Here is a 25,549-nt window from a genome sequence, read left to right on the forward strand (position 1 = left end):
CCTCCGCATTGCCAAGCAAGATCCCCGTCAAGAACAAGACATCCATGATCCAGACCATTTCCGACCTCTTTGCCACCGTCCAGGGCTGGCTGTTCCAGACCCTGGTGCAACCACTGGTGTTCTTCGTGGGCATGGGCGAGTTTGTTGAAGAAGCCTTTACCGGTACCGAATTCATCCTGGTCGGCATCTGCGAACTGGTGATCCTCTTCCTGATCCTGCGCCCGCTGGAGTCGATGATCCCGGTCCATCCCATCACCGACCCGCGCGCCCGCTGGAACGATTTCATCTACACCGTCCTGCAACGCCTGGGCGTGATCCCCATCGTCGCCTTCCTGCTGCTCGACCCGACCCTGTCCTATATCTCCGAGGCACTGCACCTGGAAGGCTGGGGCACCTTCAACCTGGACCAGATCTGGCCGGGCGTGACCGACCGTGCGCTGGTGAGCTTCCTGCTCTACATGGTGGTGCTGGACCTGTGCGAGTACGTCTACCACTGGGCGCAGCACAATGTGCGCTGGATGTGGGCGCTGCATAGCCTGCATCACAGCCAGCAGAACATGAACCTGTGGAGCGACGACCGCAACCACATGCTCGACAACCTGGTGCATGACCTCATCTTCGGCCTGATCGCCGTGCTCATCGGCGTGGAACCGTCGCAGTACATCCTGCTGGTGTCGGTCTCGCGCATGTTGCAGAGCCTGCAGCACGCCAATGTGCGCATCCATTTCGGCCGCATTGGCGAGTACCTGCTGGTGTCGCCGCGCTTCCACCGCACCCATCACGCCATCGGCCTGGGACATGAAAGCCGGGGCCGCAATTCGCTGGGCGGACACAATTTCGCGGTGCTGTTCCCGATCTGGGATGTGCTCTTCCGTACCGCCCATTTCAGCCAGGGTTTCGCCATGACCGGCGTGCGCGACCAGCTGCCGCCGCCGGCCGGCAAGGGGCGCGACTATGGTCGTGGCTTCTGGAGCCAGCAGTGGCTGGGTCTCAAACGCATTCGTGAATTCACCCGCCGGAAGGCTCGCTGATGCGCCTGTTCCTGGCTTCCTTCGGCCGCGCCCTGCTGGCGCAACTGCATATCCGCATGCTGCTGCTGACGGTGCTGCCGTTTGTCGTCTCGCTGGGTTTGTGGGGCCTGTGCCTGTGGCTGGGGCTGCAATCGGTGATCGACTGGCTGCAGGGCTATTTCGTGGCCAACAACATGTTCGGCGAAGCCGGCAGCGTGCTGGCCTGGTTCGGCATGGGCGCCCTCAAGACGGTGCTGGTGCCAATGCTGGCCATGTGGGCGCTGCTGCCGCTGATGATCCTGACCGCACTGGTGTTCGTGGGGCTGTTCACCATCCCGGCGGTGGCCCGGCACATCGGTGCGCGCCATTACCCGATGCTGGATAAACGCCATGGTGGCAGCGTCCTGGGCAGCCTGTGGACCTCGCTGTGGTGCTTTGCCGTGTTCACCGTCCTGTGGCTGTTGACGATCTGGGTGTTCCTGGTGCCGCCCCTGGCCCTGGTGGTGCACGCCCTGTTGTGGGGCTGGCTGACCTACCGCGTCATGGCCTATGACACCCTGGCCGACTACGCCAGCGCCGAGGAGCGGCGCGCCGTGCTGCACCTGCATCGCTGGCCGCTGCTGGCCATCGGCACCATCGCCGGCGCACTCGGGGCGGCCCCCACGCTGCTCTGGCTGGGTGGCGTGCTGTCGGTAATCCTGCTGCCTTTCCTGGCCGCCGTGGCAATCTGGTTGTATGTGCTGGTGTTTGTCTTCACCGGCCTGTGGTTCCAGTTCTATTGCCTGGAAGCCCTGTTGCGCCATCGCAGCGGCCAGCCGCCCGATGGCCCGCCGGTGGGCGAGACCGTCGACGTGACACCGCGTTGAGCTTGGACGCAGCCCGGGCGGATCGGGCATAATCGCTGGAGTTTGATCAACTTTACCGGCAGAGCAGACTCATGGCATTCGGACTCATCATCATCGGCGACGAGATCCTCTCGGGACGCCGCATCGACAAGCACTTCCCCAAGGTCTTGGAGTTGCTCTCGCAACGCGGCCTGCAACTGGCGTGGGCCGAGTATGTGGGCGACGACCCGGCACGCATCACCGCCACCCTCAAACGCACGCTGGCCAGCGACGATGTAGTGTTCTGCACCGGTGGCATCGGCGCCACACCGGACGATCACACCCGCCAGTGCGCGGCCGCCGCCCTGGGTGTGCCGCTGGTGTTGCATCCCGAGGCCAAGGCCAAGATCCAGGAACGCATCTCCGATACCGCCCGCGAAGCCGGCGTCACCCCCAATTTCGATGCGCCGGACAACCTGCACCGCCTCAAGATGGGCGAATTCCCGCAGGGCGCCGCCATCATTCCCAATCCCTATAACAAGATCCCGGGTTTCTCGCTGAGCAATACCAGTGGCACGGGCGCGCATCACTTCGCGCCGGGCTTCCCGGTGATGGCCTGGCCGATGTTCGAGTGGGTGCTGGAGACGCAATATGCCGACCAGTTCCACCGCCATGCCTGGGCCGAGCGCTCCATGCTGGTGTTCGAGGCGATGGAGTCGACGCTGACACCGCTGATGGAAGCCATCGAAGCCAAGTACCCGCTGGTGAAGGTGTTCAGCCTGCCGCACGTGGGCGACGAGAAGATCCGCCGGCATATCGACCTGGGGGTGAAGGGTGATCCGGAACAGGTCGGCCCGGCCTTCGAGATGATGCAGGAAGGCTTGCGCCAGCTGCATGCCGAATTCGAGATCGCTGCCTGAGCGGGCTGCGCCGGGCAGGGACGAAAAAATGCCCCGGCAAGACCGGGGCATTTCCATTCATGACGACAGGACTGCGTGATTACTTCTTGGCAGCGCGGCTGACCTTGGTACCGGCTTGCGACAGCTGGTCAACGGCGTTGCTGACATTGGCTTCCAGCACTTCGGCGGCTTGCTTGGCGTTCTTGGTGAACTGCTCGTAGCCGGCGCTGAGGTTGCCGATGGTCGACTTGAACAGCGAGATGGCCTGTTCGGAACCGGCCGGGGCGTTCTTGGAGACTTCGTCGATGATGGCCACGACCTTGCGGTTCACTTCGGCGATCTGGGCTTCGGCAGCCTTGGTCAGTTCAGCCTGGGTGCTGGAGAAGATGCCGCTGAGGTGACGGCCGTAGGCGACCGACTTTTCCAGCGTCGGCTGGGCCTGGGCGCTGGTGAGGGAGAAGAACTCCTGGGGGTCCTTGGCCGCGAACAGCTTCTGGGCCGTCGCCTGGGTTTCTTCCAGCGAAGACTTGGCTGCCTTCAGGTTCAAGTCCACCAGTTTTTCCACGCCTTCAAAGGTCTTGCTGGCCAGCTGGCTGAACAGGGCGATCTGCGCTTCGGCGTTGGCTTTGGCAGCAGCGGAAAATTGCTCGGTGTAGGTCGTCATGTTGACACTTCCTTCTCATTGATGGGGTTGAAGAACAAGGCAGCGACTACGGCGAATTGCTTACGGACCGATCTGGAAAAAAGAGGATCTCCGGTGTAATTTCTTATTTGAATATGATGCGATGCACAAGGCGATTCTAGATTAAAAGATCATAAAGTCAATGATTTCATTGTGCGGGAATCGGAAATTGTTGTGCAAAGTTGATCCACGTCTAATCAAGGACTTGCGTGCATTTTGCGCCAGGTGGGGAGGGGTGTGCAAGCTCATTTATCCTCACAGGCAGCCCGGGGAACTAGTTGTCCGACGAGTGTTTTGCTGGCAATTGTTGCGACGCAGAAATGTATAAATAAGATTAATTGAAAGTTACGTTTGAAAGCCTACTACAGCGACCACTTCGTCCTGCCCCTGCCACCTGGCCATCGCTTCCCCATGATCAAGTACCGCATGATCCGCGAGGGCGCGGCGCGGGCGGTGGCCGACCTTGAGTTCCATGAAGCCATGCCGGCCAGTGATGGCGAGCTGGCCCTGGCCCATCATCCCGACTACATCGCCCGTGCCAGCCGGGGCGAGCTGACGGCGGCCGAGCAACGCGAGATCGGTTTCCCCTGGTCGCCGGAGATGGTGGAGCGCTCGCGCCGCTCCTCCGGTGCCACCATTGCCGCCTGTCGTGCCTCCTTCAGCGAGGGCATCGCCGTCAACCTGGCTGGCGGCACCCATCATGCCTATGCCGATCATGGTGCCGGCTTCTGCGTGTTCAACGATGCCGCCATCGCCGCGCGGCTGATGCAGGCCGAACGCCGGGCCGCCCGCGTGGCCATCGTCGACCTGGATGTACACCAGGGCAACGGCACGGCCTCCATCCTGGCGCGGGATGACTCGGTGTTCACCCTGTCGTTGCATGGCGAAAACAACTATCCCTTCGAGAAAGAGCGCAGCGACCTTGATGTGGCCTTGCCCGACGGCATTGGCGACGCCGACTACCTGCAGGCCTTGCAGGGCGCGCTGGCGACGCTGCAGGCACGCTTCGCGCCGCAATTGCTGATCTACCTGGCCGGTGCCGATCCCCACGAGGGCGATCGCCTGGGCAAGATGAAGCTGAGTCTGGCCGGGTTGGCGGCGCGCGACGAGGCGGTGTTTTCCCATGCGCGCCAGCACGAAATCCCGGTTGCGGTTACGATGGCGGGCGGTTACGGACGGGACATCGAACAGACCGTCGCCGTCCATATACAAACGATAAGACTCGCCAGCCTCCACGCCGCCCGCTGGAGCGCATGAGGAAATGAACCGGGCCGTCCGGCCCGTCGATGGAAAGACACATGATGCAATCCCCCGCTGGCGCAGGCCGGCCGCGCCAGCTCCTGATGAGCCTGGTGCCCCTGTTGTTCGTATTGATCTGGAGTACCGGCTTCATCGTGGCCAAGTTCGGCCTGCCTTACGCTCCACCGCTGACCTTCCTGCTGTTGCGCTTTACCGGTGTGCTGGTGTTCCTGCTGCCGCTGGTGCTGCTGTTCCGTGCGCCCTGGCCGCGTGGCCGCATCCGCCATGTCGCCGTGGCCGGTGTGCTGTTGCAGGCCGGTTACCTGGCCGGTGTCTGGTGCGCCATCAAGATCGGCATGCCGGCCGGCTTGTCGGCCCTGATCGTGGGCCTGCAACCCATCCTTACCGCGTTTGCCGCTCCCTTGCTGGGCGAGTCGGTGCGCGGTCGGCAATGGATAGGATTGGCGCTGGGCCTGTGTGGCGTGGGCCTGGTGGTGGCCAACAAGATCTCGCTGATCGGCCTGTCCACGGCCAGCATCGGACTGTGCGTGTTTGCGCTCCTGTGCATCACGGCCGGCACCCTGTACCAGAAACGCTATTGCGCCCACTTCGACCTGCGCACCGGCACCGTGATCCAGTTCACGGCCTCCATCGTGGTGGTCCTGCCGTTGGCCATCGCCTTCGAGGGGCTGGACTGGCATCTCAGCCAGGTGGCGTGGACACCGCAATTCATCGGCGCGCTGTTGTGGTCGGTATTGGCCCTGTCCATCGGCGCCATCTTCCTGTTGTTTGCGCTGATCCGCCGCAGTGCCGCCACCAGCGTCACCAGCCTGCTTTACCTGACGCCACCGACCACGGCCGTGATGGCCTGGCTGATGTTCGGCGAAGCCTTCAGTCTCATCGGTGCGCTCGGTATGCTGGTGGGGGTGATCGGTGTGGCCTTCGTGGTGCGCAAGTAGGCGCACCAGCTCTCAATCGTCATCGTTGTCCGGCATCAGGGTCACCAGCTTCAGGTCCGGACGATTGGCGACACGGAAATTGACCTGCCGGTAGCGCAGTTCCCCCTGTTGCGGATGGCGGAAGCGGCGCTCGCCTCCTTCGCGTTCGACCACATCCTGCAGGCGCCAGGCGCGCTTGAAGAGGGCGTTGCCGGCCGAGAGTTCGTCCACCAGCGCCTGCACCTCCGGATCATCCAGGAGGCTGGCGCAGTCAGCCCGGAATTCCGCCACCACGCGGCGCGCGCGCTGCTCCCAGTCCACTGTCAGGGCCTGTGCCGCGGCACTGGCGAACATGAAGCGCAACAGGTTGGGATGGCCGCTGCGCACATCCAGCCAGCCGCTGAAGAGCTTGCGCGCCGGCGCATTCCAGGTCACGGCATTCCAGTAGCGATCCAGCAGATAGGCCGGGGCGCGGAAGTGCCGGACCGTCTCCAGGATTTCCGGGGCGATATGGTCCGAGGCCTGTTGTTCGGGCAGTACCGGATCCTTCTTTCCCGCCAGTTCAAACAGGTAGGCGCGCTTGGCGCGCGGCAAGTGCAGCGCCTCGGCAATGCGTGCCAATGCCTGGGGCGAGACCGAGTCGGTGCGCCCCTGTTCGATCCAGGTGTACCAGGTCACGCTGATGCCGCACAACTGCGCCACTTCCTCGCGCCGCAGGCCCGGCGTGCGGCGGCGTCCGCCCAGGGCCAGGTGGGGCAGGCCGGCTTGCGAGGGCGGGGTCTGTTCACGTTGGGTCTTGATGAAGTCACCAAGGGCGCGGCGGGCGAGATCGGCTTCCATGAGCGGGGCAGGGTATCGAGAGTATTGGTTTAGGTAATAGTATAAACACCCAACTTGTAACAGGATAGGAAAGCGCTAGACTGGATCACCTCATCCACTTGCAACACCTTTCACCACTGCACTCCAGGAGCCAACGCCATGCGCAGCCACCAGCAAGTCGTCACCGAACAGTTCGGCACCACCGCCGCCGCCTATCTCACCAGCGCCGTTCACGCCCAGGGCGTGGACCTGCAGGAACTGGCGCAGATCGCCGCCACCATTCCCCAGGCGCGCGTGCTGGACCTGGGCTGTGGCGGCGGCCACGCCAGCTTTGCCGTGGCGCCGGTGGTGGAGAAGGTGATCGCCTATGACCTCTCGGCCGAGATGCTCGATGTGGTCGCCAGCGCCGCCCGCGAACGTGGCCTGGCCAACCTGGCCGTACGCCAGGGCAGCGCCGATCGCCTGGACTTCCCCGATGCCAGCTTCGACCTGGTCTGCACCCGCTTCAGTGTGCACCACTGGCGCAACCTGCCGCAGGCCTTGCGCGAGATCCAGCGCGTGCTCAAGCCGGGTGGCCGCTTCATCGTCATCGACACCGCCGCCCCGGCCGATGTGCTGGCCGATACCTATGTCCAAGCCATCGAGTTGCTGCGTGATACCTCGCATGTGCGCAATATCAGCCTCAGTTCCTGGCGCAAGCTGCTGCGCCAGGCCGGCTTCGACATCGCCAGCGACAAGACCTGGAAGCTGCGCCTGGAATTCGCCACCTGGGTGGCCCGCATGCGCACGCCGGCCGACAACATCACCGCCATCAGAGCCCTGTGGAAGAGCGCGCCGCAAGAGGTGAAGACCTATTTTGCGCTGGAGCCGGATGATTCCTTCTCCATCGACGTCGCCATGCTGGACGCCCGCAAGCCCTGAGTTGCACGGAGCCGGGGGATTGTGCCTCCCAAGGTCAACCCCAGCCCCCGGTTCGTCGTTATCCATTCATTCCAGATCGCACGAAAGCGAATATCTATAGCCGATATTGCCCGCTGTCATTCACATGACAGTCCGGTAAACGGCATTAGGCTGGTATGATCCGTCGGTTGGCGACGGTGATTTTGCTAGATAAAAGTCTAAGAAAATCGAGCAAAAATTCAGATAGCCGCAAGAAAATGCCGGGAAAAGCGGGGGACGCCTTCCTGGTCGACAAGTAGAAAGCCGTTTAAAACAATGCGCTAACTACTTAATTCTCTTGCGAAAATTCTGCTTTTTGCTACACTGCCAACGTTTCTCTTGTGTACTATCAGGGTAAATTGGGGGGAGGTCCACCTATGTTCAAATCAGCGCTGGCTATTTTCACATCGCTACTTTTCATCCACGCTGGTTTGGCTCCCGCCGCAGCCCAGACGGTCGATAACACCACCGCCAAGAAGCCGGTCAAGAAGGTCGTCGTCAAGCGCGCCGTGGCCAAGGGTTCGCTGAACAATCGCGAAAAGCTGGTGCGCAAGGTCACCGTGGTCAAGGGCAAGCGTCAGGTCAGCTACCAGCGCGTGGCCGTCGCCCCCGCCGTTCCGGTGGTGCCGCCCGTGATGACCGCCGGCGACATCGCCGGCCTGAACCTCACTCCCGATCCCCTTGCCCTGCGCTCCAATGTGGCGCTGGTGATCGACCAGGCCAATTCCCAGGTCCTGTTTGAAAAGAATTCCTCGGTAGCCCTGCCGATTGCCTCCGTCACCAAGCTGATGACCGCGCTGGTGGTGGTTGAGGCCCACATGAACATGGAAGAAGTCCTCAGCGTCACCGACGACGATGTGGACCGCGAGAAGCACAGCAGCTCGCGCCTGCGCGTGGGTGCGACGCTGAGCCGCGACGACATGTTGCACATCGCCCTGATGAGTTCCGAAAACCGCGCTGCCTCGGCGCTGGGTCGCAACTATCCGGGTGGCTTGCCGGCCTTCGTGGCGGCCATGAATGCCAAGGCCCGCTCGCTGGGCATGATGGATACCCGCTATGTCGATTCGACCGGCCTGTCCAGCCAGAACGTGGCCAGCGCCCGTGACCTGGCCAAGCTGGTGGTGGCGGCCTACAACTATCCGATCATCCGCCAGTACTCCACCGATCCCAAGTACATGGTGGAACCCAGCGGCCATGCCCTGCAATACAACAGCTCCAACCGCCTGACCTCCAGCAAGGAGTGGGACATCGGCCTGCAGAAGACCGGTTTCATCAATGAGGCCGGTCACTGCCTGGTGATGTACACCCGTATCGAAGGCCGTCCCATCGTGATGGTCTTCCTCGATTCCAAGGGCCGTCTGTCGCACGTGGGTGATGCCACGCGCATGCGCAAGTGGCTGGTGGATGACCAGTCGCGCAATCTCACCCGGGTGAAGATGGTGCGGGCTGATGAAGGTTGAGTAGCGTTGTTGCAGGCTTCAGAATAAAAAATGCCGTTCAGTGATGAACGGCATTTTTTTTACCGATGCACCGTTCGACCTGAGTAGGTCCGTTAGGACCGTATCGAAGGCGTACTTGCCGGTGCGACGGTATCCGCGCCTTCGATATGCCGCTGCGCGGCTACTCAGGTCGAACGGCAGGCAATACGCGATCGGCCTATTCAGGCCCGCTCCTTGCGAAACCCCAGCGCCGACGAGATCTGGTTGGCCGTGGTGACCAGGTCATCGACCCATTCTTCCTGCAGGCGGTCAGCCGGGGCCGAGATCGACAGGCCGGCCACCAGCTTGCCGCTGTCGTCGCAGATGCCGGCGGCCATGCAGCGCACGCCCAGTTCCAGCTCCTCGTTGTCGCGCGCATAGCCGAGCGCACGCACCATCGACAGTTCGCGTTCCAGCTTGGTCAGGTCGGTGATGGAGTTCTTGTTGTGCCCGGCAAGCCCGGTGCGGGTGGCATAGGCGCGCACGTTCTTGGGATCGTCCACCGAGAGGAACAGCTTGCCGGTGGAGGTCAGGTGCAGCGGCGCGCGACCGCCGATGGCACGCACCACCTGCATGCCGGAGCGCTCCGAGAAGGAGCGGTCGATATAGACGATTTCATCGGCCTGGCGCACTGACAGGTTGATGGTCTGGTGGGTCTTGCGATGCAGGGCGCGCATGAAGTCCAGCGCCGCCTCGCGTACCGACAGGCGGCTCTTGACGATGTTGCCCAGCTCCAGCAGGCGCATGCCCAGGCGATAGGTGCCGGGTTCCACCCGATCGACGAAGCGCTTGACCACCAGGTCATTGAGGATGCGGTGGGCCGTGGAAGGGTGCAGGTCGGTCGCCGCCGACAATTCCTTCAGGCTGACCGGGTCAGGGTAGGCCGCCAGGGCATCGAGCAGCGACACCATGCGCTCGATCACCTGGATGGAGATGTGTTCCGTCTCGCTTGCCGCTTCTTTTTTCATGGCGCAGCCTTGTGCGTTGCAATATCAGCGTTATACCACAATGTGAAAAGAACAAAAAGTCCGATCGTGCTTTTATTGCCCTGTGGAACCGGCCTGGGGGCTTGATGGAGGCGCGCAAACAGGCTCGGGGTGGGAGCAGCAGTTTCCGCACGGTCGTCTCCCCAACCAAGGCTTTGGTTATAAAGACACGCCGCCTTATTCCAAAGCCTTGATCTTGCATATCTGTTTTCCGCATATCGAGAGAAGAAAGTATTCGTTCTTTTTCAATGGCGGCCTCATTAACCTGTGTGCTCCATAACAACAGAACATTTTCGGGAAACGGATATGCTGAAGAACATCATCAAATCGGTCGCCGCCGCCCTGGTGCTGGCGCAAGCCGCCCACGTGGCGCACGCGGCCGATCTTTCGCTGCTCAACGTCTCTTACGACCCGACGCGCGAACTCTACGCCGACTACAACAAGGCCTTCGCCAAGTACTGGAAGGACAAGAGCGGCGACAACGTCACCATCAAGGCATCCCATGGTGGCTCCGGCAAGCAGGGCCGTTCGGTCATCGACGGCATCGACGCCGACGTGGTGACCCTGGCCCTGGCCTACGACATCGACGAAATTTCGGAAAAGGCCAAGCTGCTGCCGGCCGACTGGCAAAAGCGCCTGCCGCACAACAGCTCGCCCTATACCTCCACCATCGTGTTCCTGGTGCGCAAGGGTAACCCCAAGGGCATCAAGGACTGGGGCGATCTGATCAAGCCGGGTGTCTCCGTGATCACCCCCAACCCCAAGACCTCGGGCGGTGCGCGCTGGAACTACCTGGCCGCCTGGGCCTATGCCAAGCAGAAGGGCGGTAGCGACGATGCTGCCCGCGACTACATCGCCAAGCTCTTCAAGAACGTGCCGGTGCTGGATTCGGGTGCCCGTGGCGCCACCATCACCTTCGTCGAGCGCGGTATCGGTGACGTGCTGCTGGCCTGGGAAAACGAAGCCCTGATCTCCCTGAAGGAATGGGGCCCGGACAAGTTCGACATCGTCGCGCCGTCCATCTCCATCCTGACCGAGCCGCCGGTGGCCGTGGTGGACAAGGTGGCTGACCGTCGCGGTACCCGCAAGGTGGCCGAGGAATACCTGAAGCACCTCTATTCGGAAGAAGGCCAGGAAATCATCGCCAAGAACTACTACCGTCCCATCGATCCCAAGATCGCCGCCAAGTACGCAGCGCAGTTCCCCAAGCTGAACCTGGTGACCATCGACAAGGACTTCGGCGGCTGGCAAAAGGCCCAGAAGACCCACTTCGCCGATGGCGGTACCTTCGACCAGCTCTACGCACCCAACAAGAAGTAAGTCGTCCAACCGGGTGGGCCGGCCAGGCCGGTCCACTCCACACCTTCCTAGCCACCGCAAGCAAAGCAGACTGACATGACCATCCTGTTACTGGCCGGCAGCCCTTCGGCGCCTTCCCGCTCCACCCGCCTGCTGCACCACGTCGGCGACAAGCTGGCGCAGCTCGGCCATCGCTATGCGCGCCTGGATGTGCGCGACCTGCCGGGCCAGGCCATCCTGCGCGCCGACTGGAACGATGCCCAGATCAAGGCGGCATTGGCTACCGTGGAAGAGGCCTCGGCCGTGGTGGTCGCCACGCCCGTCTACAAGGCCGCCTACAGCGGCATCCTCAAGGCCTTCCTGGACCTGTTGCCGCAGTTCGGCCTGAGCAACAAGCTGGTGCTGCCCCTGGCCACCGGCGGCAGCCAGTCGCACATGCTGGCACTGGATTACGCGCTGCGACCGGTGCTCTCTTCGCTGAACCCCAAGCATGTGCTGCCCAGCATCTACGCCACCGAGGCGCAGGTGACCTGGAGCGAGGAAAACGGCCTGGTGCTCGACGCCCCCATCGCCACCCGCGTGGATGAAGGCGTGGCCCAGCTGTCGGCCAGCCTCCTGGCCCTGCACAAGGCGGCACCCGAAGAATTCCGCGAGATCCCGTTCTCGCAACTGCAGTACAGCGTCTCTTACTAACAGCACGCCGGCAGTGTCCGGCGCAGGCAATCCAACCCCACAAGAGAACCGGCTGGTGCAGCGGAAGGATCCCTGCACGCCCCAATCTGGAGAAACCAAGTGAGCACGAACAAGAACAAGACTGCACTGCGCGCCCGCCGCCACACGCTGGCACGCCTGTCCGCCATCGCCCTGGGCGCACTGGCCCTGAGCATGGGCAGCGCCCCCGCGCAAGCACAGCAGGCCAAGGTATTGCGCATCGGTTACCAGAAGGCCGCCAATACGCTGGTGCTGCTCAAGGCCCATGGCGCGCTGGAAAAACGCCTGCAGCCGCTGGGCGTGGAAGTGAAGTGGGCCGAGTTCGCGGCCGGTCCGCAATTGCTGGAAGCGCTCAATGTGGGCTCGGTCGATTTCGGCTACGTCGGCGAAGCACCGCCGGTCTTTGCCCAGGCCGCCGGTGCCGATTTCGTCTACACCGCCTACGAGATTCCGACCCCCGATGCCGAGGGCCTGCTGGTTCCCAAGAATTCACCTATCAAGAGCGTGGCCGAGTTGAAGGGCAAGAAGGTGGCCTTCAACAAGGGCTCCGACGTGCACTGGCTGGTGGTGGCCCTGCTGAAGAAGGCCGGCCTGCAGTACAGCGACATCCAGCCGGTCTACCTGGCCCCGGCCGATGCCCGCGCCGCCTTCGAGAAGGGTGCCATCGATGCCTGGGCGATCTGGGATCCATTCCAGGCCGCCGCCGAGAAGCAGGTTGGCGCACGTCGTCTGGCCTCGGGTGTGGGAGCGGTCAGTCACCACCAGTTCTTCCTGAGCGCGCGTCCCTTCGCAGCCGCCAACCCGCAGGTCGAGAAGATCCTGCTGGACGAGATCACCCGTGAAGGCGAATGGGTGCGTACCCACACCGCCCAGGCCGCCGCCCAGCTCGCGCCCATCCAGGGGCTGGATGCCGACATCATCGAAACCGGCCTGAAGCGCTACGCGCATGTCTACAAGCCGGTCGATGCCCAGGTGCTGGCCGAGCAGCAGAAGATCGCCGACACCTTCTACGAACTGAAGCTCATTCCCAAGCCGCTGAAGGTCAGCGACGCCGTACTGAAATAAGACATTCGCGCGCCCGCCGCGCCACAGGAGTCAATGATGGATGTGTTCTGGTTTATCCCTACCCACGGCGACAGCCGCTATCTCGGTACCGCCGAGGGGGCGCGCGCGGTCAGCCACGATTACATGAAGCAGGTCGCCGTGGCGGCCGATACGCTGGGCTATGACGGCGTGCTGCTGCCGACCGGCCGCTCCTGCGAGGATGCCTGGGTGGCCGCCTCCAGCCTCATCGACGCGACCCGTCGCCTGAAATTCCTGGTGGCGCTGCGCCCCGGCCTGATGCCGCCGACCCTGGCCGCACGCATGGCCGCCACCTTCGACCGTCTCTCCAACGGACGCCTGTTGATCAACGTCGTCACCGGCGGTGATCCGGGCGAGCAGGAGAGCGACGGCATCTTCGGCAGCCACGCCGAACGCTACGAGATCTCCGACGAGTTCCTCAAGATCTGGCGCTCCGTGCTGGCCAAGACGCACACCGGCGGCACCACCGATTTCGAGGGCAAGCACTTGCGCGTCAAGGGCGCCAAGGCGCTCTATCCGCCCGTGCAGAATCCACACCCGCCGCTGTACTTCGGTGGCTCATCGGACGACGGCATCGCGCTGGCCGCCGAGCAGGTGGATGTCTACCTGACCTGGGGCGAGCCGCCGGCTGCCGTGGCCGACAAGATCGCCCGGGTGCGCGCACGCGCTGCCCAGGCCGGCCGCACGGTACGCTTCGGCATCCGCCTGCAGGTCATCGTGCGCGAAACCAATGAAGCCGCCTGGCGCGCCGCCGATGAACTCATCAGCCGCCTGGACGACGAGACCATCGCCAAGGCCCAGGCCAACTTCGCCCGCATGGATTCGGAAGGGCAGCGCCGCATGTCGGCCCTGCACGGCGGCAAACGCGACAAGCTCGAAGTGAGCCCCAACCTGTGGGCCGGCGTGGGCCTGGTACGCGGCGGTGCCGGCACTGCCCTGGTGGGCGATGGCCCAACGGTGGCGGCACGCATGAAGGAATATGCCGACCTGGGCATCGATACCTTCATCATGTCCGGTTATCCGCACCTGGAAGAAGCCTATCGCTTTGCCGAGCTGGTGTTCCCGCTGCTGCCGCGCGCCCAGCGCAAGGATCTGCCGGGTCACAACCTGACCGGTCCCTTCGGTGAGATCGTCGGCAATACCGAGATCCCCAAGGCCGCGCCGGTGCGCGTGTCGGCCAGCTGAGGCGAGCATGACGAGCGCATCCAATCCCGCCATCAGCACGGCCCCGGCCAGCCAGCAGACCGGCAGCCGCCCCAAGGCGGCCAGTCGCAAGTCGGGTTCACGTGGTGGCGCCTGGATAGGCTGGCTGTTGCCATTGGCACTGCTGGCCTGGTGGGAGCTGGCCGCGCAGGCTGGCTGGCTGTCCAGCCGCATCCTGCCGGAACCCTTTGCGGTCCTGAAGGCTGCCTGGAACCTGTCGGCCTCGGGCGAGCTGTGGCGCCACCTGGCGGTCTCCAGCGGTCGCGCCGCCTCCGGCTTTGCCGTCGGTGCGGGGCTGGGTCTGGTGCTGGGCCTGCTCTCGGGCAGCCTGCGCTCGGCCGAGCTGCTGCTCGATACCACCCTGCAGATGGTGCGCAACATTCCGGCGCTGGCGCTGATCCCGCTGGTGATCCTGTGGTTCGGCATCGACGAGACGGCCAAGCTGTTCCTGGTCTCGGTGGGCGTGTTCTTCCCGGTCTATCTCAATACCTTCCACGGCATCCGCTCGGTGGACCAGGGCTTGATCGAGATGGCCAGGAGTTACGGCCTGTCAGGCTGGCCGCTGTATCGCGACGTGATCCTGCCGGGCGCCTTGCCGTCCATCCTGGTGGGGCTGCGCTTTGCGCTGGGCCTGGTGTGGGTGCTGCTGATCGTGGCCGAGACCATCTCGGCCCAGGCCGGCATCGGCTACATGACCATGAATGCCCGCGAATTCCTGCAGACCGATGTGGTGCTGGTGGGCATCCTGCTCTACGCCCTGCTGGGCAAGCTGGCCGATACCGCGGCGCGGGCGCTGGAACGCTTCTGGTTGCGCTGGCATCCAGGCTATCAATGACACCGGGTCAGGAGAACCGCATGCGCAACGACGCACAGGAAAACCAGGAACTGAGCCGCGCCGCCGGTCGTGGCGTGGGCATCCGCTTGCGGGCCTTGAGCAAGGCCTTCAGCGGACGCACCGTACTGCATGACATCGACCTGGAGATCGCCCCGGGTGAATTCGTCGCCATCGTCGGTCGCAGCGGCTGCGGCAAGAGCACGCTGTTGCGCCTGGTGGCGCAACTGGATGCAGCCAGCGGCGGCGAGGTGGTCTATGAACACGCCGGCAGCGGCGAGCCCGAGATCCGCATCCTGTTCCAGGATGCGCGCCTGCTGCCGTGGAAGCGCGTGCAAGCCAATGTCGCCCTGGGCTTGCCCCGGCAGGCGGCGCCACAGGCACTGCAGGCATTGCGCCAGGTCGGCCTGGAGCAGCGTGCCGGCGAGTGGCCGGCGGTGCTCTCGGGCGGCCAGCGGCAACGCGTGGCGCTGGCCCGTGCCCTGGTGCACGATCCGCAACTGCTGTTGCTGGATGAACCGCTGGGCGCGCTCGATGCGCTCACCCGCATCGAGATGCAGAGCCTGATCGAGTCGCTCTGGCGCGAACGCGGTTTCACCGCCTTGCTGGTGACGCACGACGTACAGGAAGCCATCGCCCTGGCCGACCGCGTGCTGCTCATCGAGGATGGCCGCGTGGCGCTGGACCAGCGTATCGACCTGGCCCGTCCGCGCTCACGTGGACAGGCGCAGTTTGCCGCGCTGGAAGAGGCGATCCTGGCACGCGTGCTGCGCCATCCCGGTAGTGATGCGCAGGCAGAGGATGCCTCCCTGGTGGCCTTTGCGCCGCGCGGTGTACAGCAGGTGCAGTGGGCGGTCTGACGCTGGACCAGGCTAAATGATTGACATGAATTGGCGCTTGTTGCGACATCTGGAGCGATTCACCTGACCGTTCGTCCTGAGTAGCGGCGTCGCCGCGTATCGAAGGTGCGCTGTCTTTGCATCCCCGGGCGCCTTCGATACGGCCCTGCCGGGCCTACTCAGTCCGAACGGTGCGTGATGTATCCGGCAACAAGCTCGTATTGATTGATGGAATTGCACCATCTAGACGATTTCAACCCATGCGGCGCGGCAGGTGCCGGCGCCGCCTTATCAAGGAGCAGAGCATGACCATTCAAGCCATCAACGTCCGTAACCAGTTCAAGGGCAAAGTCAAGGCCATCATCGAAGGTTCGGTGGTCTCGGAAGTCGACGTCGAAACCCCGGCCGGCATCGTGACCTCGGTCATCACCACCCGTTCGGTCAAGGACCTGGGCCTGACCATCGGCAGCGAAGTCGTGGCGCTGGTCAAGGCCACCGAAGTCTCGATCGCCAAGCTGTGATCGCATGGCCGCTCCGGGAGGCCAGCCTCCCGGACGGCGTATTTTTTCAGGAGCAGGGCCGATGACCTATCAGGCACTGAACGCTTATCTGGCACGCCTGCACACCGGCGACGCGACGTCTTCCAAGGTCTGGCTGGACGAACAGGGTCGCGCCGTGGGGCGTTTCTTCAATACTTCACTGACATCGGCCTTCCAGCCGGTGCGCAGCTTCGACGATGGCCAGGTCATCGCCTGCGAGGCCTTTGCCCGCAGCCACTCGGCCGCCGACGACGGCCTGCATCTGTGGAAGCTGCTGGACCAGGCCGCCAGCGACGACGAATCGGTCGAGCTGGACCGGCTATGCCGCATGCTGCATGCCATCAATTACTTCCGCCAGGCCGGCGCGGATGCGCCCGAGCTGCACCTGTCGGTGCATGCGCGCCTGCTGGCCGCGGTCAACAACAACCATGGCGTGGCCTACCGGCGCATCCTGGCTGCGCTGGAACTGCCGCACGAGCGCATCGTGCTGCAATTGCCGGTGGTCACGCCCAACCAGCGCTGGTTGCTGAACTATGTGCTGGACAATTACCGTCGCAACGGTTTCCGCCTGGGCGTGTCGGCCAACAGCCCGCTGGAAGCACTGGGCCTGCTGGACAAGGTCAAGCCCGACCTGATCAAGGTCGATGCTCGCGAGCTGGCCGATCCCGACAGCGTGGCCTTGCTGTTGCTGCGGGCGGCCGAGCAGGGCGTGCGCATCTTCTTCAAGCGCGTCGAAAGCCTGGAAGTCTTCGACCGGCTGATGCAGTATGGTCAGGCACTGGCCCAGCCCATCCAGGCCCAGGGTTACCTGTGGGATGTGCCGGGCGGGCGCCTGCCCGTGACCGGACTGAAGAACGCCGCCTGAGCCGGGGCTGCATCCACCATTGCATCGCGGGAGCCCAGGATGAATTCCTCACTTCAAACCGCCGGCACGCGCAGCCAGTTGAGCGACTACCGCGTGCTGGTGGCTCCCGGCCTGCACGGCAGCGGGCCGGAACACTGGCAATCGCGCTGGCAGCGTCTTTATCCGGCCTTCGAGCGGGTCGAGCAGCCGGACTGGAGCCAGCCCGACCTGCCGCGCTGGTCGCAGCGTCTGGGCCAGGTGCTGGCCGAGGATGGCCGGCCCACGGTGATCGTGGCGCATAGTTTCGGCTGCCTGGCGACGGTGCATCGCGCCGCTGCCCTGCAGGCCGCCGCCGGTTCGGCCGTGCCGATCGTGGCGGCCTTGCTGGTGGCGCCGGCCGATCCGGTCAAGTTCAGCGTCAGCGCCGCGGTGCGTCACCGGCTACCGTTTGCGGCGCTGGTGATCGGCAGCGACGACGATCCCTGGATGAGCGCGCCGCGCGCGCGCCACTGGGCCGAGGCCTGGGGCGCAGGCTTCCACAATGCCGGGGCGCAAGGGCATATCAATGCCGACTCCGGCCTGGGCGACTGGACCACCGGCCAGCAATGGCTGCTGGAGCTGGTCGATACCATCGCCTGAGCACTTTCCTGTGTGACAACGTCAAGCCGCATTGGCGTTGGATATCGAGGGCGCCTTATGCGCTTTTCTTCTAAAGGAATGCAAAAAACTTCGTTCTCTTTATAACTAACGGGTGCGAATATCGCTCACCTATAGTCGCATTTGTAATAAAAAGAGAACGACATGTCCGCTTCCCCTGTTTCCATTGCCGCCCCCCGGGCCGCAGCCGCGCCCGCCGCCAGTGGTCGGGGTCAGCGTGTGCTGCCGGGCTTCCGGCTGTCGCTGGGCTTCACCATCTTCTATCTGGCGCTGATCGTGCTGATCCCCTTGTCAGCGATCTTCCTCAAGACCTTCACCCTGACCTGGGATGGCTTTGTGGAAGCGGTGACCTCGCCGCGCGTGATGGCCTCCTACCGGCTCAGCTTCGGTGCCTCGCTGATCGGCGCCTTCCTCAACGTCATCTTCGGCGGCATCGTGGCCTGGGTGCTGGTGCGCTACCGCTTCCCCGGCAAGCGCATCATCGATGCCCTGGTGGATTTACCCTTTGCCCTGCCCACGGCGGTGGCCGGCATCGCGCTGACCACGCTGTATTCGCAGAACGGCTGGCTGGGCAAGCTGCTCGCGCCCCTGGGCATCAAGGTGGCGTTCACGCCGCTGGGCGTGCTGGTGGCACTGACCTTCATCGGCCTGCCGTTCGTGGTGCGTACCGTGCAACCGGTGCTGGAAGAGGCCGAGCGCGAGCTTGAAGAAGCCGCTGCCAGCCTCGGCGCCAGCCGCTGGCAGACCTTCACCCGTGTGATCTTCCCGACCATCCTGCCGGCCCTGCTGACCGGTTTTGCGCTGGCCTTCGCGCGCGCCTCGGGCGAATACGGCTCGGTGGTCTTCATCGCCGGCAACATGCCGATGGTCTCCGAGATCACGCCGCTGTTCATCGTCACCAAGCTGGAGCAATACGACTATGCCGGTGCCACCGCCATTGCCATGGTGATGCTGGTGGTGTCCTTCCTGCTGCTGCTGACCATCAACCTGTTGCAAGCCTGGACCCGCAAGCGCGGCCGGGCAGAGAGGAACTGACATGAGTGGCGCTCCGTCCTCCGTGCTCAATGCCGCCGCCAACCAGGCCATCGCCCGTGGCGAACCACCGCTGACCCCCGGCGCCACCGGCGAACCCGCCTGGGTACGCGCATCGCTGATCGGCGTGGCGCTGGTGTTCCTGACCCTGTTCCTGTTCGTGCCGCTGGTGGCCGTGTTCTACGAGGCGCTGCGCAAGGGCTGGGATGTGTATGTGGCCTCCATCACCGAAGCCGATGCCTGGTCGGCCATCAAGCTGACCCTGCTCACGGCCGCCATCGCGGTGCCCCTGAACCTGGTCTTCGGCGTGGCAGCTGCCTGGGCGATTGCCAAGTTCGAGTTCCGTGGCAAGAACCTGTTGCTGACCCTGATCGACCTGCCATTCTCGGTCTCGCCGGTGATCTCGGGCCTGATCTATGTGCTGCTGTTCGGCCTGCAAGGTTACTTCGGTCCCTGGCTGCGCGAGCATGACATCAAGATCCTCTTCGCCGTGCCGGGCATCGTGCTGGCGACGGTCTTCGTGACCTTCCCGTTCGTGGCGCGCGAGCTGATTCCGCTGATGCAGTCGCAGGGCAGCGAGGAGGAAGAGGCGGCCCTGGTGCTGGGTGCCTCCGGCTGGCGCACCTTCTGGCATGTGACCCTGCCCAACATCAAGTGGGGCCTGCTGTATGGCGTGATCCTCTGCAATGCCCGCGCCATGGGCGAGTTCGGTGCGGTATCGGTGGTCTCCGGCCATATCCGTGGCGAGACCAACACCATCCCGCTGCAGGTCGAGATCCTCTACAACGAATTCAACATCACCGGCGCCTTCGCCGTGGCCTCGCTGCTGGCTTTCCTGGCCCTGGTCACGCTGGCGATCAAGAGTTTCATCGAATGGCGACTGCAACAGCAGCACAGCCTCGGCGAGCAAGAATAAGGAGTCGCACATGAGCATCGAAGTCCATCACATCCAGAAGCGCTTCGGCAGTTTCACCGCGCTCAATGATGTTTCGCTGAATTTCCCGGCGGGCGAACTGACCGCCTTGCTGGGCCCCTCGGGCTGTGGCAAGACCACGCTGTTGCGCATCATCGCCGGCCTGGAGTCGCCCGATGCCGGCCAGGTGCTGCTCGATGGCGAAGACGCCTCGGCGCGCCATGTGCGCGAGCGCCAGGTCGGTTTCGTGTTCCAGCACTATGCGCTGTTCAAGCACATGACCGTGTTCGAGAACATCGCCTTCGGCCTGCGCGTGAAGCCGCGCAGCCAGCGTCCGTCGGAAGCGGTCATCCGCGAGAAGGTCAAGAGCCTGCTGGAGCTGGTGCAGCTGGACTGGCTGGCCGACCGCTATCCGCCGCAGCTCTCGGGCGGCCAGCGTCAGCGCATCGCCCTGGCGCGCGCGCTGGCGGTGGAGCCGCGCGTGCTGCTGCTGGACGAACCCTTCGGCGCCCTCGATGCCAAGGTCCGCAAGGAATTGCGCCGCTGGCTGCGCCGCCTGCATGACGAGCTGCACGTCACCAGTATCTTCGTCACCCATGACCAGGAAGAAGCGTTGGAAGTGGCCGACCAGGTGGTGCTGATGAACAAGGGGCAGGTCGAGCAGATCGGCACCCCCGAGGCGGTCTACAACCATCCCGCATCGCCCTTCGTGTATGGCTTCCTGGGCAACGTCAACCTGTTCCATGGCCGCCTGCATGAAGGTGTGCTCGATGCCGGTGGCGCCCGCTTCGATGCGCCCGGCCACGATGACATCCGCAATGCCGCCGGCGTCGGTTTCGTGCGTCCGCATGACCTGGACGTGGAGCGCTACGCCCCCGGTGCCGAAGGCATCGTGGTGCAGCTGCGCCGGGCCCATGCCATCGGACCGCTGGCCCAGCTGGAGCTGGAGCGCGACGACAATGCCGAGCTGATCGAGGCGGTGATCCCCAATGAACGTTTCGCACAATTGAACCTGAAGAATGGCGAGACCCTGGTCGTGCGTCCGCGCCGCCTGCAGGTCTTTGCCCAGCAGGACGGAGGACAGGCACGATGAATTTCCAGCAATTGCGGTCCATCCGCGAAGCCGCGCGCTGCGGCTTCAATCTCACCGAAGTGGCCAATGTGCTGTTCACCTCGCAACCCGGCGTGAGCCGCCAGATCCGCGAGCTGGAAGAAGAGCTGGGCGTGGAAATCTTCGAGCGCAACGGCAAGCGCCTGACCGGCCTGACCGAACCCGGCAAGGGCATCCTGGGCATCGTCGAACGCCTGCTGCTGGAGGCCGAGAACCTGCGTCGCGCCAGCAAGGAATACGCCGGCGAGCAGAGCGGCACGCTCTCCATCGCCACCACCCACACGCAGGCGCGCTATGTGCTGCCGCGCGTGGTGCAGGCCTTCCGCGATGCCTTCCCGCAGGTGCGCATCGCCCTGCAGCAGAGTGCCCCGGAACACATCGCCGAATGGGTCATCTCGGGCAAGGCCGATATCGGCATCGCCACCGAAGGCCTGTCGCAGTTCAAGGAGCTGGTGTCCTTTCCCTGTTATACCTGGAGCCACGTGATCGTGGTGCCGCAGGGCCATCCGCTGCTGGGGCTGGAAGAGGTCAGCCTGGAAGACCTGGCGACCTGGCCGCTGATCACCTATGACGTCGGCTTTACCGGCCGCGGTCACATCGATGACGCCTTCCGCCAGGCCGGCATCGAACCCGACATCGTGTTGACCGCGATGGATTCGGACGTGATCCAGCAATACGTGTCGCTGGGCATGGGCGTGGGCCTGGTGGCCTCGATGGCGGTAGACCAGGGCAAGCACCAGGAGATGGTGGCCATCAATGCCTCGCATCTCTTCAAGGCCAACATCGCCCGGCTGGCGGTGCGGCGCGGTGCCTACCTGCGCGGCTACGCGTTCGACTTCATCCAGCAGTTCGCGCCCGACCTCAAGCGCGCCGACATCGTCAACGCGCTCAACGAGGCCAATGCCCAGCAGTAGCTCGGGCGTGCGCTACAGGTTCTTGCGATAGACCACGAAGCCGGAATCGTCGGCCACCGTGTTGTAGAGCCGGCGCGCGGTCGCATTGGTGTGGTGGGTCTGCCAGTAGACCCGCTCGGCGCCATCGGCGGCGGCGCGCCGGTAGAGCTCTTCGATCAGGGCGCGTCCCACCCCCTTGCCGCGCGCATCCTCGGCCGTGTACAGATCCTGCAGGTAGCAGGTCGGACCGACCAGGCTGGTACTGCGGTGATAGAGGTAATGGGCGATGCCCAGCAGGCGATCGCCGCTCACCGCCACCAGGCCATGCACCGGCTCGGCCGCGTCATGCAGGCGGGCCCAGGTGGTCTCGGTGATGTGGGGCGCCAGGGCGGTGGGGCCGCTGCGGCCGTAGAAGGCGTGATAGCCATCCCACAGCACTTTCCATTGCGCGAAATCCTCGGGCCGGGCGCTGCGAATCTCGACCTTGCCGGTCATCTCTGTCTGCTGGTCCATCCATGCTCCTTGGTTCAGGGGAGGGGAAGCAGCAGTATATCCATCTGTGCACATCGGCTCCGGACATGAAAAAAGCCCGCTTGATGAAGCGGGCTCTTGCATGCCGGTGGCGCGGTGCTGGTGCTTACGCCTTGCCGGTCTGGCTGGTCGTCGTGGTGCTGGTATTGGTGCTCGACGTGGCGCTGGCCTGAGCCGGCTGGCTCGTGGCATTGAGCACGTCGGTGAAGTTGACCGCAGGCTTCTTGGGCGTTGGCGGCATGGTCGCGTGTGCGGTGCTGTTGTGGCTGGAAGAGACGGAATTGATCGACATGGTTTTGATCCTCAAGAAAGCTTTGCCCCCCGGGCAGCAGGCCCAGACTCGTACTGCCGGGGAAGTATAGGCGTGCGGCGCAGGGATGCCGTGCGCGTTAACCCAGACTTGCGGATCTTTACCTGCTTTAGCGCGCCAGGCTGCAGGCACGCAATTGACAGCCGCGCTTACTTGCGCAAGCGCGCCGCGCATTGATCGCGCAGGCCGGTGTCTTCCGGCGCATCGTCGTCTCCTTCCGAGGGGGCGGCGCCGGCAGGATGGGCGCACTGGCGATAGCGCGCCACGTAGCGTGCGAACTCGGCACGCGCCTGCGCCCTGGGCAGGGCGGCCAGGCGCGTGATGAAGCCACGGCTGCCGATCTCGAAGTGCTGGTAGTCGATGGGTTCTTTCCAGTTGCCGCCCCAGATCAGGAAGCCATGGTCGTAGAACACGCCGACCACGTCCTCGGCCATGCCAGGCTTGACCGGCGTGCGCGCCAGGTAATCCGCGCCGGCTGCCGGCAGGACTTCCTGCTGTGCCGTGCCGGCATGGGTGACATAGGGATTGTGCAGCGGATTGATGTCGATGGCCGCGCCATAGGCATGCTTGGACCAGCCACCCCCACCGGTCATCGGCCGGCCATTGAAGGCCGAGCTGTTGTTGGCGGCCATGGATTTCTGGTCGTCACCCTCGAAGGCTTCCAGCGGCTGTGCGCCGGCCAGCGGGAAGGAGCGCAGCAGCAGTTCGCCGAACAGTGACTCGACCTCCGGCGCCACGGCATCGAGCACCACCACCGAACCCCGGCGGGTCATGCCGTCGAAGTCGCTGTAGTCGAAGCTGACCATGGACAGGCGCGCGCAGGGCACCGGGTTGGTCGCCGTGATGACCTTGCGTGTGCTCATGTCGGCGCATTGTGCACTGGTCAGTGGCCGGATGTCGGCGTGGGCGGCGCCGGCCAGCGCCAGACCGCCTAGCAGGGGCGCGAGCAGGCGCAGGAAGGGGGAGGTTGTGGTCGTCATGGAAGCCGATGATACGGCTTTTTTGCCGCCTGGGTCTTGTCTTTGGCACAAGATTGCCGCCGATGGCTGACATCAAGATGCGCCGTTTTCTGACAGTAGCCGAGGGCAGAAGCGGGAATAATCGGTACCCAGCCACATCGTCGAACTTCGGCATACCGATGACCTTCGGCAAATCCGATCAACAACCTTTGGAGGCAAAACATGCAGATTCGCCACACCCTCTTGGCTGCCGCCGTCTTGACCGCCGTCCTGGCAGGTTGCAACAAGCAGCGCGACGAAGCCCCCGCCAGTCCCGCTGCCACCCCGCCGGCCAGCGCCCCGGCGACACCGGGCATGACACCGCCGACCCCGGCACCGACCCCGGCACCAGCCGACCAGGGCAGCTCGACTGCCACGCCGGCGGCGCCTACGCCGGCCGCCCCGGCTGATTCGTCGGCCACGCCACCGGCGACGCCGCCGGCCAGCGGCGACACGGCGGGCGGCGAGAAGAAGTAAGCCCGCCGGCGCAGTTCATCACCGCATCCAGAAGAACGGCCACAGCCGCATCATCATCCCGCAGTGGGAACAGCACTGCATGCGCCGCGACAGGAGACTGTCGCGGCGTTTTCTTTTGCCTGGATGGGGGGGCGGAGTCGGGTCTGAACATCTGTGCAATTCTTTCCGAACTTTTTACAGAGGCCCTGACTCCTAGCGGTGGTTGAACTGTTCCTTCAACCTCCCTTTAAAACGGGAACTTGCCCGCAGTGTATTGGCTGCGGGCTTTTTTCTTTTGGCGTCCGGCCTGCCTCACTTGCCCGTGCGCGCCTTCACGACCGCGATCATGGCGCCGAAGGCCGGCCCCATATTGGCTTCCAGCGTGGGATACATGCGCGAGATGCTGCCGTCGAGGTAGAGCGCATCGCTGCACTTGAGCGTGTCGCGCAGGAACATGGCGAAGTCGTAGAAGCTGATCGGGTTGCGTGCGATGGCCAGGGTCACCACGCCGGCCGCATCCAGGCAAGCGGCATTGCGCACCACGGTGTTGGCCGAGTCGGGATCGAAGCGGGGATTGATACGCCCGTCCACGATCAGCAGCGGCCCGGACTGCGTGGCATACCGCGCCACCGTATTCCACAGGCCGATCTCGGCCTCATAGTCGGTGGTCTCCACGATATAGGCCTGGCGCTCGCCCAGCACGAACACCCCATTGGGCTGCAGATAGAAATTGCCGTAGGCGTTCTTGCGCGTGTTGAGACGGCGCAGCTGCGTACCGTTTTCCACATACAGGCCCAGCGGCTGCAACTGCTTGTCATAGATGCCGGCATTGGTGGCGCAGACCATTTCCTGGCCCTGGGTGCGCAACTGCGCATCGAGCCGGGCGAAGTTGCCCAGCGGGGTGCCGCTGGCATCCTTCCAGTACATGCGGATGGTATCGGTGCGCGGGTCGGCGCGGCAGGTGCTGATGAAGACCTGGTGGTATTGATACTGCTTCAGTTCGGCGGCCATGCCGGGCAGGTGGCCGGCGAGGGCAGTCGCCAGGACCAGGGTGGCGCGCAGCAGGGCCAATGGCCGGGGCAGGCAGGAAGACAAAAGGGGCATCAGGGCAATCTCGTTCTGCGGGAGCGGTGCGGCAGCCCGCAGGAGCAGGCGTGAGCAGGCGGCTATTGTAAATGCCCGCGGGGGCCTCTCGCCACCTATCTCCCTTGATCCGGCGCAAAGCCAGGCCTGGCAAGGTTTTGCGAGAATCGCGAAAAGTTTTGTCATGTTGCGCTGCGAAGAGATGGCGATTTTTCAAAAAGAAAGAAAAACAGCATGAAATGTGCGAGAAATCGAATTTGACAGCGCAAAAATGACGGGGCATACCGAATTCTCAAAAAAAAGTTGTCCTCTATGACGGTGGTGTTACACTCTGCCCCCATGCAACGGCCGGCCTCGAAAACAATCGGGGCCAGAGAACCGAAGCCCAACGTGCGCCGGCC

The 25,549-nt window shown here is 64.0% G+C and carries 28 protein-coding genes; 21 read left to right on the forward strand and 7 right to left on the reverse strand.

Going from position 1 to position 25,549, the window contains the following annotated elements; all coding sequences use genetic code 11:
• Nucleotides 1–44 precede the first annotated feature (44 nt).
• From ACIPHN_RS21580 to ACIPHN_RS21590, 3 genes are all read left to right on the forward strand, one after another.
• A complete protein-coding gene (locus ACIPHN_RS21580) occupies nt 45–1,031 on the forward strand; it encodes a sterol desaturase family protein (protein WP_400439945.1) in 987 nt (328 codons plus the stop codon).
• Nucleotides 1,031–1,876, forward strand: a complete 846-nt coding sequence (locus ACIPHN_RS21585) for an EI24 domain-containing protein (RefSeq protein WP_400439948.1) — start codon at nt 1,031–1,033, stop codon at nt 1,874–1,876. Before ACIPHN_RS21580 ends, ACIPHN_RS21585 begins: the two co-directional genes overlap by 1 nt.
• 71 nt (nt 1,877–1,947) lie before the next feature.
• On the forward strand, nt 1,948–2,754 hold the full coding sequence (locus ACIPHN_RS21590; RefSeq protein WP_400439951.1) for a competence/damage-inducible protein A: 807 nt from the start codon (nt 1,948–1,950) through the stop codon (nt 2,752–2,754).
• 79 nt (nt 2,755–2,833) lie between these two features.
• Here the strand turns inward: ACIPHN_RS21590 and ACIPHN_RS21595 are convergent, their stop codons facing one another.
• Entirely contained in the window at nt 2,834–3,397 is a 564-nt protein-coding gene (locus tag ACIPHN_RS21595; RefSeq protein WP_400439954.1) for a phasin family protein, read from the reverse strand.
• A gap of 429 nt (nt 3,398–3,826) precedes the next feature.
• On the opposite strand from ACIPHN_RS21595, the gene ACIPHN_RS21600 reads away from it, so the two are divergent.
• Nucleotides 3,827–4,672: a histone deacetylase gene (locus ACIPHN_RS21600; RefSeq protein ID WP_400440179.1), complete on the forward strand. Its 846-nt coding sequence runs from the start codon at nt 3,827–3,829 to the stop codon at nt 4,670–4,672.
• Nucleotides 4,673–4,713: 41 nt separating this feature from the next.
• The gene (locus tag ACIPHN_RS21605) at nt 4,714–5,613 is read left to right on the forward strand and encodes a DMT family transporter (RefSeq protein WP_400439956.1); all 900 of its coding nucleotides are present in this window, start codon (nt 4,714–4,716) and stop codon (nt 5,611–5,613) included.
• Nucleotides 5,614–5,625: 12 nt separating this feature from the next.
• Here ACIPHN_RS21605 and ACIPHN_RS21610 read toward each other — a convergent pair whose 3' ends face one another.
• Nucleotides 5,626–6,432 (reverse strand): helix-turn-helix transcriptional regulator, encoded by an 807-nt coding sequence (locus ACIPHN_RS21610; protein WP_400439959.1) that lies wholly within the window; start codon nt 6,430–6,432, stop codon nt 5,626–5,628.
• A 138-nt stretch (nt 6,433–6,570) separates the two neighbouring features.
• Here ACIPHN_RS21610 and ACIPHN_RS21615 point away from each other — a divergent pair, with 138 nt between their 5' ends.
• Together ACIPHN_RS21615 and pbpG are read left to right on the forward strand one after the other, a co-directional pair.
• The gene (locus ACIPHN_RS21615; protein ID WP_400439962.1) at nt 6,571–7,332 is read left to right on the forward strand and encodes a class I SAM-dependent methyltransferase; all 762 of its coding nucleotides are present in this window, start codon (nt 6,571–6,573) and stop codon (nt 7,330–7,332) included.
• A 395-nt stretch (nt 7,333–7,727) separates the two neighbouring features.
• Nucleotides 7,728–8,810, forward strand: a complete 1,083-nt coding sequence (pbpG, locus tag ACIPHN_RS21620; protein WP_400439965.1) for a D-alanyl-D-alanine endopeptidase — start codon at nt 7,728–7,730, stop codon at nt 8,808–8,810.
• A 200-nt stretch (nt 8,811–9,010) separates the two neighbouring features.
• On the opposite strand, the gene ACIPHN_RS21625 is transcribed toward pbpG, so the two are convergent.
• On the reverse strand, nt 9,011–9,796 hold the full coding sequence (locus ACIPHN_RS21625; protein WP_400439967.1) for an IclR family transcriptional regulator: 786 nt from the start codon (nt 9,794–9,796) through the stop codon (nt 9,011–9,013).
• A 324-nt stretch (nt 9,797–10,120) separates the two neighbouring features.
• Between ACIPHN_RS21625 and ACIPHN_RS21630 the strand changes: the two genes are divergently transcribed.
• From ACIPHN_RS21630 to ACIPHN_RS21690, 13 genes are all read left to right on the forward strand, one after another.
• Nucleotides 10,121–11,134, forward strand: coding sequence for a sulfate ABC transporter substrate-binding protein (locus ACIPHN_RS21630; protein WP_400439970.1), 1,014 nt, complete (start codon nt 10,121–10,123; stop codon nt 11,132–11,134).
• Between the two features lie 75 nt (nt 11,135–11,209).
• Nucleotides 11,210–11,806 (forward strand): NADPH-dependent FMN reductase, encoded by a 597-nt coding sequence (gene ssuE, locus ACIPHN_RS21635; protein WP_400439972.1) that lies wholly within the window; start codon nt 11,210–11,212, stop codon nt 11,804–11,806.
• Nucleotides 11,807–11,905: 99 nt separating this feature from the next.
• Nucleotides 11,906–12,889: a sulfonate ABC transporter substrate-binding protein gene (locus ACIPHN_RS21640; protein ID WP_400439975.1), complete on the forward strand. Its 984-nt coding sequence runs from the start codon at nt 11,906–11,908 to the stop codon at nt 12,887–12,889.
• 36 nt (nt 12,890–12,925) lie between these two features.
• Nucleotides 12,926–14,092, forward strand: coding sequence for an FMNH2-dependent alkanesulfonate monooxygenase (gene ssuD / locus ACIPHN_RS21645; RefSeq protein WP_400439978.1), 1,167 nt, complete (start codon nt 12,926–12,928; stop codon nt 14,090–14,092).
• A gap of 7 nt (nt 14,093–14,099) precedes the next feature.
• Complete coding sequence (ssuC, locus tag ACIPHN_RS21650) at nt 14,100–14,945, forward strand: aliphatic sulfonate ABC transporter permease SsuC (protein ID WP_400439981.1); 846 nt, start codon at nt 14,100–14,102, stop codon at nt 14,943–14,945.
• A 20-nt stretch (nt 14,946–14,965) separates the two neighbouring features.
• The gene (locus ACIPHN_RS21655; RefSeq protein WP_400439984.1) at nt 14,966–15,802 is read left to right on the forward strand and encodes an ATP-binding cassette domain-containing protein; all 837 of its coding nucleotides are present in this window, start codon (nt 14,966–14,968) and stop codon (nt 15,800–15,802) included.
• A gap of 284 nt (nt 15,803–16,086) precedes the next feature.
• The gene (locus ACIPHN_RS21660; RefSeq protein ID WP_006464491.1) at nt 16,087–16,302 is read left to right on the forward strand and encodes a molybdopterin-binding protein; all 216 of its coding nucleotides are present in this window, start codon (nt 16,087–16,089) and stop codon (nt 16,300–16,302) included.
• A gap of 61 nt (nt 16,303–16,363) precedes the next feature.
• Nucleotides 16,364–17,185 carry an EAL domain-containing protein gene (locus tag ACIPHN_RS21665; protein ID WP_400439988.1) on the forward strand — a complete coding sequence of 274 codons (822 nt, stop codon included), beginning with the start codon at nt 16,364–16,366 and terminating at the stop codon, nt 17,183–17,185.
• 39 nt (nt 17,186–17,224) lie between these two features.
• A complete protein-coding gene (locus tag ACIPHN_RS21670) occupies nt 17,225–17,803 on the forward strand; it encodes an RBBP9/YdeN family alpha/beta hydrolase (protein ID WP_400439990.1) in 579 nt (192 codons plus the stop codon).
• Between the two features lie 162 nt (nt 17,804–17,965).
• A complete protein-coding gene (cysT, locus tag ACIPHN_RS21675) occupies nt 17,966–18,856 on the forward strand; it encodes a sulfate ABC transporter permease subunit CysT (protein WP_400439993.1) in 891 nt (296 codons plus the stop codon).
• A gap of 1 nt (nt 18,857) precedes the next feature.
• On the forward strand, nt 18,858–19,769 hold the full coding sequence (gene cysW / locus ACIPHN_RS21680; protein ID WP_400439995.1) for a sulfate ABC transporter permease subunit CysW: 912 nt from the start codon (nt 18,858–18,860) through the stop codon (nt 19,767–19,769).
• Between the two features lie 10 nt (nt 19,770–19,779).
• Nucleotides 19,780–20,859, forward strand: a complete 1,080-nt coding sequence (locus tag ACIPHN_RS21685) for a sulfate/molybdate ABC transporter ATP-binding protein (protein WP_400439998.1) — start codon at nt 19,780–19,782, stop codon at nt 20,857–20,859.
• Nucleotides 20,856–21,791, forward strand: coding sequence for a CysB family HTH-type transcriptional regulator (locus tag ACIPHN_RS21690; RefSeq protein WP_400440000.1), 936 nt, complete (start codon nt 20,856–20,858; stop codon nt 21,789–21,791). The genes ACIPHN_RS21685 and ACIPHN_RS21690 overlap by 4 nt, the downstream gene beginning before the upstream one ends.
• A gap of 12 nt (nt 21,792–21,803) precedes the next feature.
• On the opposite strand, the gene ACIPHN_RS21695 is transcribed toward ACIPHN_RS21690, so the two are convergent.
• The 3 genes from ACIPHN_RS21695 to ACIPHN_RS21705 form a co-directional block, all read right to left on the reverse strand.
• Nucleotides 21,804–22,283 carry a GNAT family N-acetyltransferase gene (locus ACIPHN_RS21695; RefSeq protein WP_400440003.1) on the reverse strand — a complete coding sequence of 160 codons (480 nt, stop codon included), beginning with the start codon at nt 22,281–22,283 and terminating at the stop codon, nt 21,804–21,806.
• A gap of 124 nt (nt 22,284–22,407) precedes the next feature.
• A complete protein-coding gene (locus ACIPHN_RS21700) occupies nt 22,408–22,593 on the reverse strand; it encodes a hypothetical protein (RefSeq protein WP_400440006.1) in 186 nt (61 codons plus the stop codon).
• Nucleotides 22,594–22,760: 167 nt separating this feature from the next.
• Nucleotides 22,761–23,591 carry a M15 family metallopeptidase gene (locus tag ACIPHN_RS21705; RefSeq protein ID WP_400440009.1) on the reverse strand — a complete coding sequence of 277 codons (831 nt, stop codon included), beginning with the start codon at nt 23,589–23,591 and terminating at the stop codon, nt 22,761–22,763.
• 201 nt (nt 23,592–23,792) lie between these two features.
• On the opposite strand from ACIPHN_RS21705, the gene ACIPHN_RS21710 reads away from it, so the two are divergent.
• A complete protein-coding gene (locus ACIPHN_RS21710; RefSeq protein ID WP_400440012.1) occupies nt 23,793–24,086 on the forward strand; it encodes a hypothetical protein in 294 nt (97 codons plus the stop codon).
• A 291-nt stretch (nt 24,087–24,377) separates the two neighbouring features.
• Here the strand turns inward: ACIPHN_RS21710 and ACIPHN_RS21715 are convergent, their stop codons facing one another.
• Nucleotides 24,378–25,169 carry a phosphodiester glycosidase family protein gene (locus tag ACIPHN_RS21715; protein ID WP_400440015.1) on the reverse strand — a complete coding sequence of 264 codons (792 nt, stop codon included), beginning with the start codon at nt 25,167–25,169 and terminating at the stop codon, nt 24,378–24,380.
• Nucleotides 25,170–25,549: the final 380 nt, after the last annotated feature.

Source organism: Herbaspirillum sp. NPDC087042 (assembly GCF_044745245.1).
Classification (GTDB): domain Bacteria; phylum Pseudomonadota; class Gammaproteobacteria; order Burkholderiales; family Burkholderiaceae_D; genus Herbaspirillum.

Bases quoted from the DNA above. Each gene is read 5' to 3' on its own strand.
- ACIPHN_RS21580 (WP_400439945.1), top strand. From the start codon at position 45: ATGATCCAGACCATTTCCGACCTCTTTGCCACCGTCCAGGGCTGGCTG.
- ACIPHN_RS21705 (WP_400440009.1), bottom strand. From the start codon at position 23,591: ATGACGACCACAACCTCCCCCTTCCTGCGCCTGCTCGCGCCCCTGCTA.
- ACIPHN_RS21665 (WP_400439988.1), top strand. From the start codon at position 16,364: ATGACCTATCAGGCACTGAACGCTTATCTGGCACGCCTGCACACCGGC.
- ACIPHN_RS21605 (WP_400439956.1), top strand. From the start codon at position 4,714: ATGATGCAATCCCCCGCTGGCGCAGGCCGGCCGCGCCAGCTCCTGATG.
- ACIPHN_RS21685 (WP_400439998.1), top strand. From the start codon at position 19,780: ATGAGCATCGAAGTCCATCACATCCAGAAGCGCTTCGGCAGTTTCACC.
- ACIPHN_RS21655 (WP_400439984.1), top strand. From the start codon at position 14,966: ATGCGCAACGACGCACAGGAAAACCAGGAACTGAGCCGCGCCGCCGGT.
- ACIPHN_RS21585 (WP_400439948.1), top strand. From the start codon at position 1,031: ATGCGCCTGTTCCTGGCTTCCTTCGGCCGCGCCCTGCTGGCGCAACTG.
- ACIPHN_RS21590 (WP_400439951.1), top strand. From the start codon at position 1,948: ATGGCATTCGGACTCATCATCATCGGCGACGAGATCCTCTCGGGACGC.
- pbpG (WP_400439965.1), top strand. From the start codon at position 7,728: ATGTTCAAATCAGCGCTGGCTATTTTCACATCGCTACTTTTCATCCAC.
- ssuC (WP_400439981.1), top strand. From the start codon at position 14,100: ATGACGAGCGCATCCAATCCCGCCATCAGCACGGCCCCGGCCAGCCAG.
- ACIPHN_RS21690 (WP_400440000.1), top strand. From the start codon at position 20,856: ATGAATTTCCAGCAATTGCGGTCCATCCGCGAAGCCGCGCGCTGCGGC.
- ACIPHN_RS21700 (WP_400440006.1), bottom strand. From the start codon at position 22,593: ATGTCGATCAATTCCGTCTCTTCCAGCCACAACAGCACCGCACACGCG.
- ssuE (WP_400439972.1), top strand. From the start codon at position 11,210: ATGACCATCCTGTTACTGGCCGGCAGCCCTTCGGCGCCTTCCCGCTCC.
- ACIPHN_RS21595 (WP_400439954.1), bottom strand. From the start codon at position 3,397: ATGACGACCTACACCGAGCAATTTTCCGCTGCTGCCAAAGCCAACGCC.
- ACIPHN_RS21610 (WP_400439959.1), bottom strand. From the start codon at position 6,432: ATGGAAGCCGATCTCGCCCGCCGCGCCCTTGGTGACTTCATCAAGACC.
- ACIPHN_RS21615 (WP_400439962.1), top strand. From the start codon at position 6,571: ATGCGCAGCCACCAGCAAGTCGTCACCGAACAGTTCGGCACCACCGCC.
- ACIPHN_RS21670 (WP_400439990.1), top strand. From the start codon at position 17,225: ATGAATTCCTCACTTCAAACCGCCGGCACGCGCAGCCAGTTGAGCGAC.
- ACIPHN_RS21630 (WP_400439970.1), top strand. From the start codon at position 10,121: ATGCTGAAGAACATCATCAAATCGGTCGCCGCCGCCCTGGTGCTGGCG.
- ssuD (WP_400439978.1), top strand. From the start codon at position 12,926: ATGGATGTGTTCTGGTTTATCCCTACCCACGGCGACAGCCGCTATCTC.
- ACIPHN_RS21625 (WP_400439967.1), bottom strand. From the start codon at position 9,796: ATGAAAAAAGAAGCGGCAAGCGAGACGGAACACATCTCCATCCAGGTG.
- ACIPHN_RS21600 (WP_400440179.1), top strand. From the start codon at position 3,827: ATGATCAAGTACCGCATGATCCGCGAGGGCGCGGCGCGGGCGGTGGCC.
- ACIPHN_RS21695 (WP_400440003.1), bottom strand. From the start codon at position 22,283: ATGGACCAGCAGACAGAGATGACCGGCAAGGTCGAGATTCGCAGCGCC.
- cysT (WP_400439993.1), top strand. From the start codon at position 17,966: ATGTCCGCTTCCCCTGTTTCCATTGCCGCCCCCCGGGCCGCAGCCGCG.
- ACIPHN_RS21660 (WP_006464491.1), top strand. From the start codon at position 16,087: ATGACCATTCAAGCCATCAACGTCCGTAACCAGTTCAAGGGCAAAGTC.
- ACIPHN_RS21715 (WP_400440015.1), bottom strand. From the start codon at position 25,169: ATGCCCCTTTTGTCTTCCTGCCTGCCCCGGCCATTGGCCCTGCTGCGC.
- ACIPHN_RS21710 (WP_400440012.1), top strand. From the start codon at position 23,793: ATGCAGATTCGCCACACCCTCTTGGCTGCCGCCGTCTTGACCGCCGTC.
- cysW (WP_400439995.1), top strand. From the start codon at position 18,858: ATGAGTGGCGCTCCGTCCTCCGTGCTCAATGCCGCCGCCAACCAGGCC.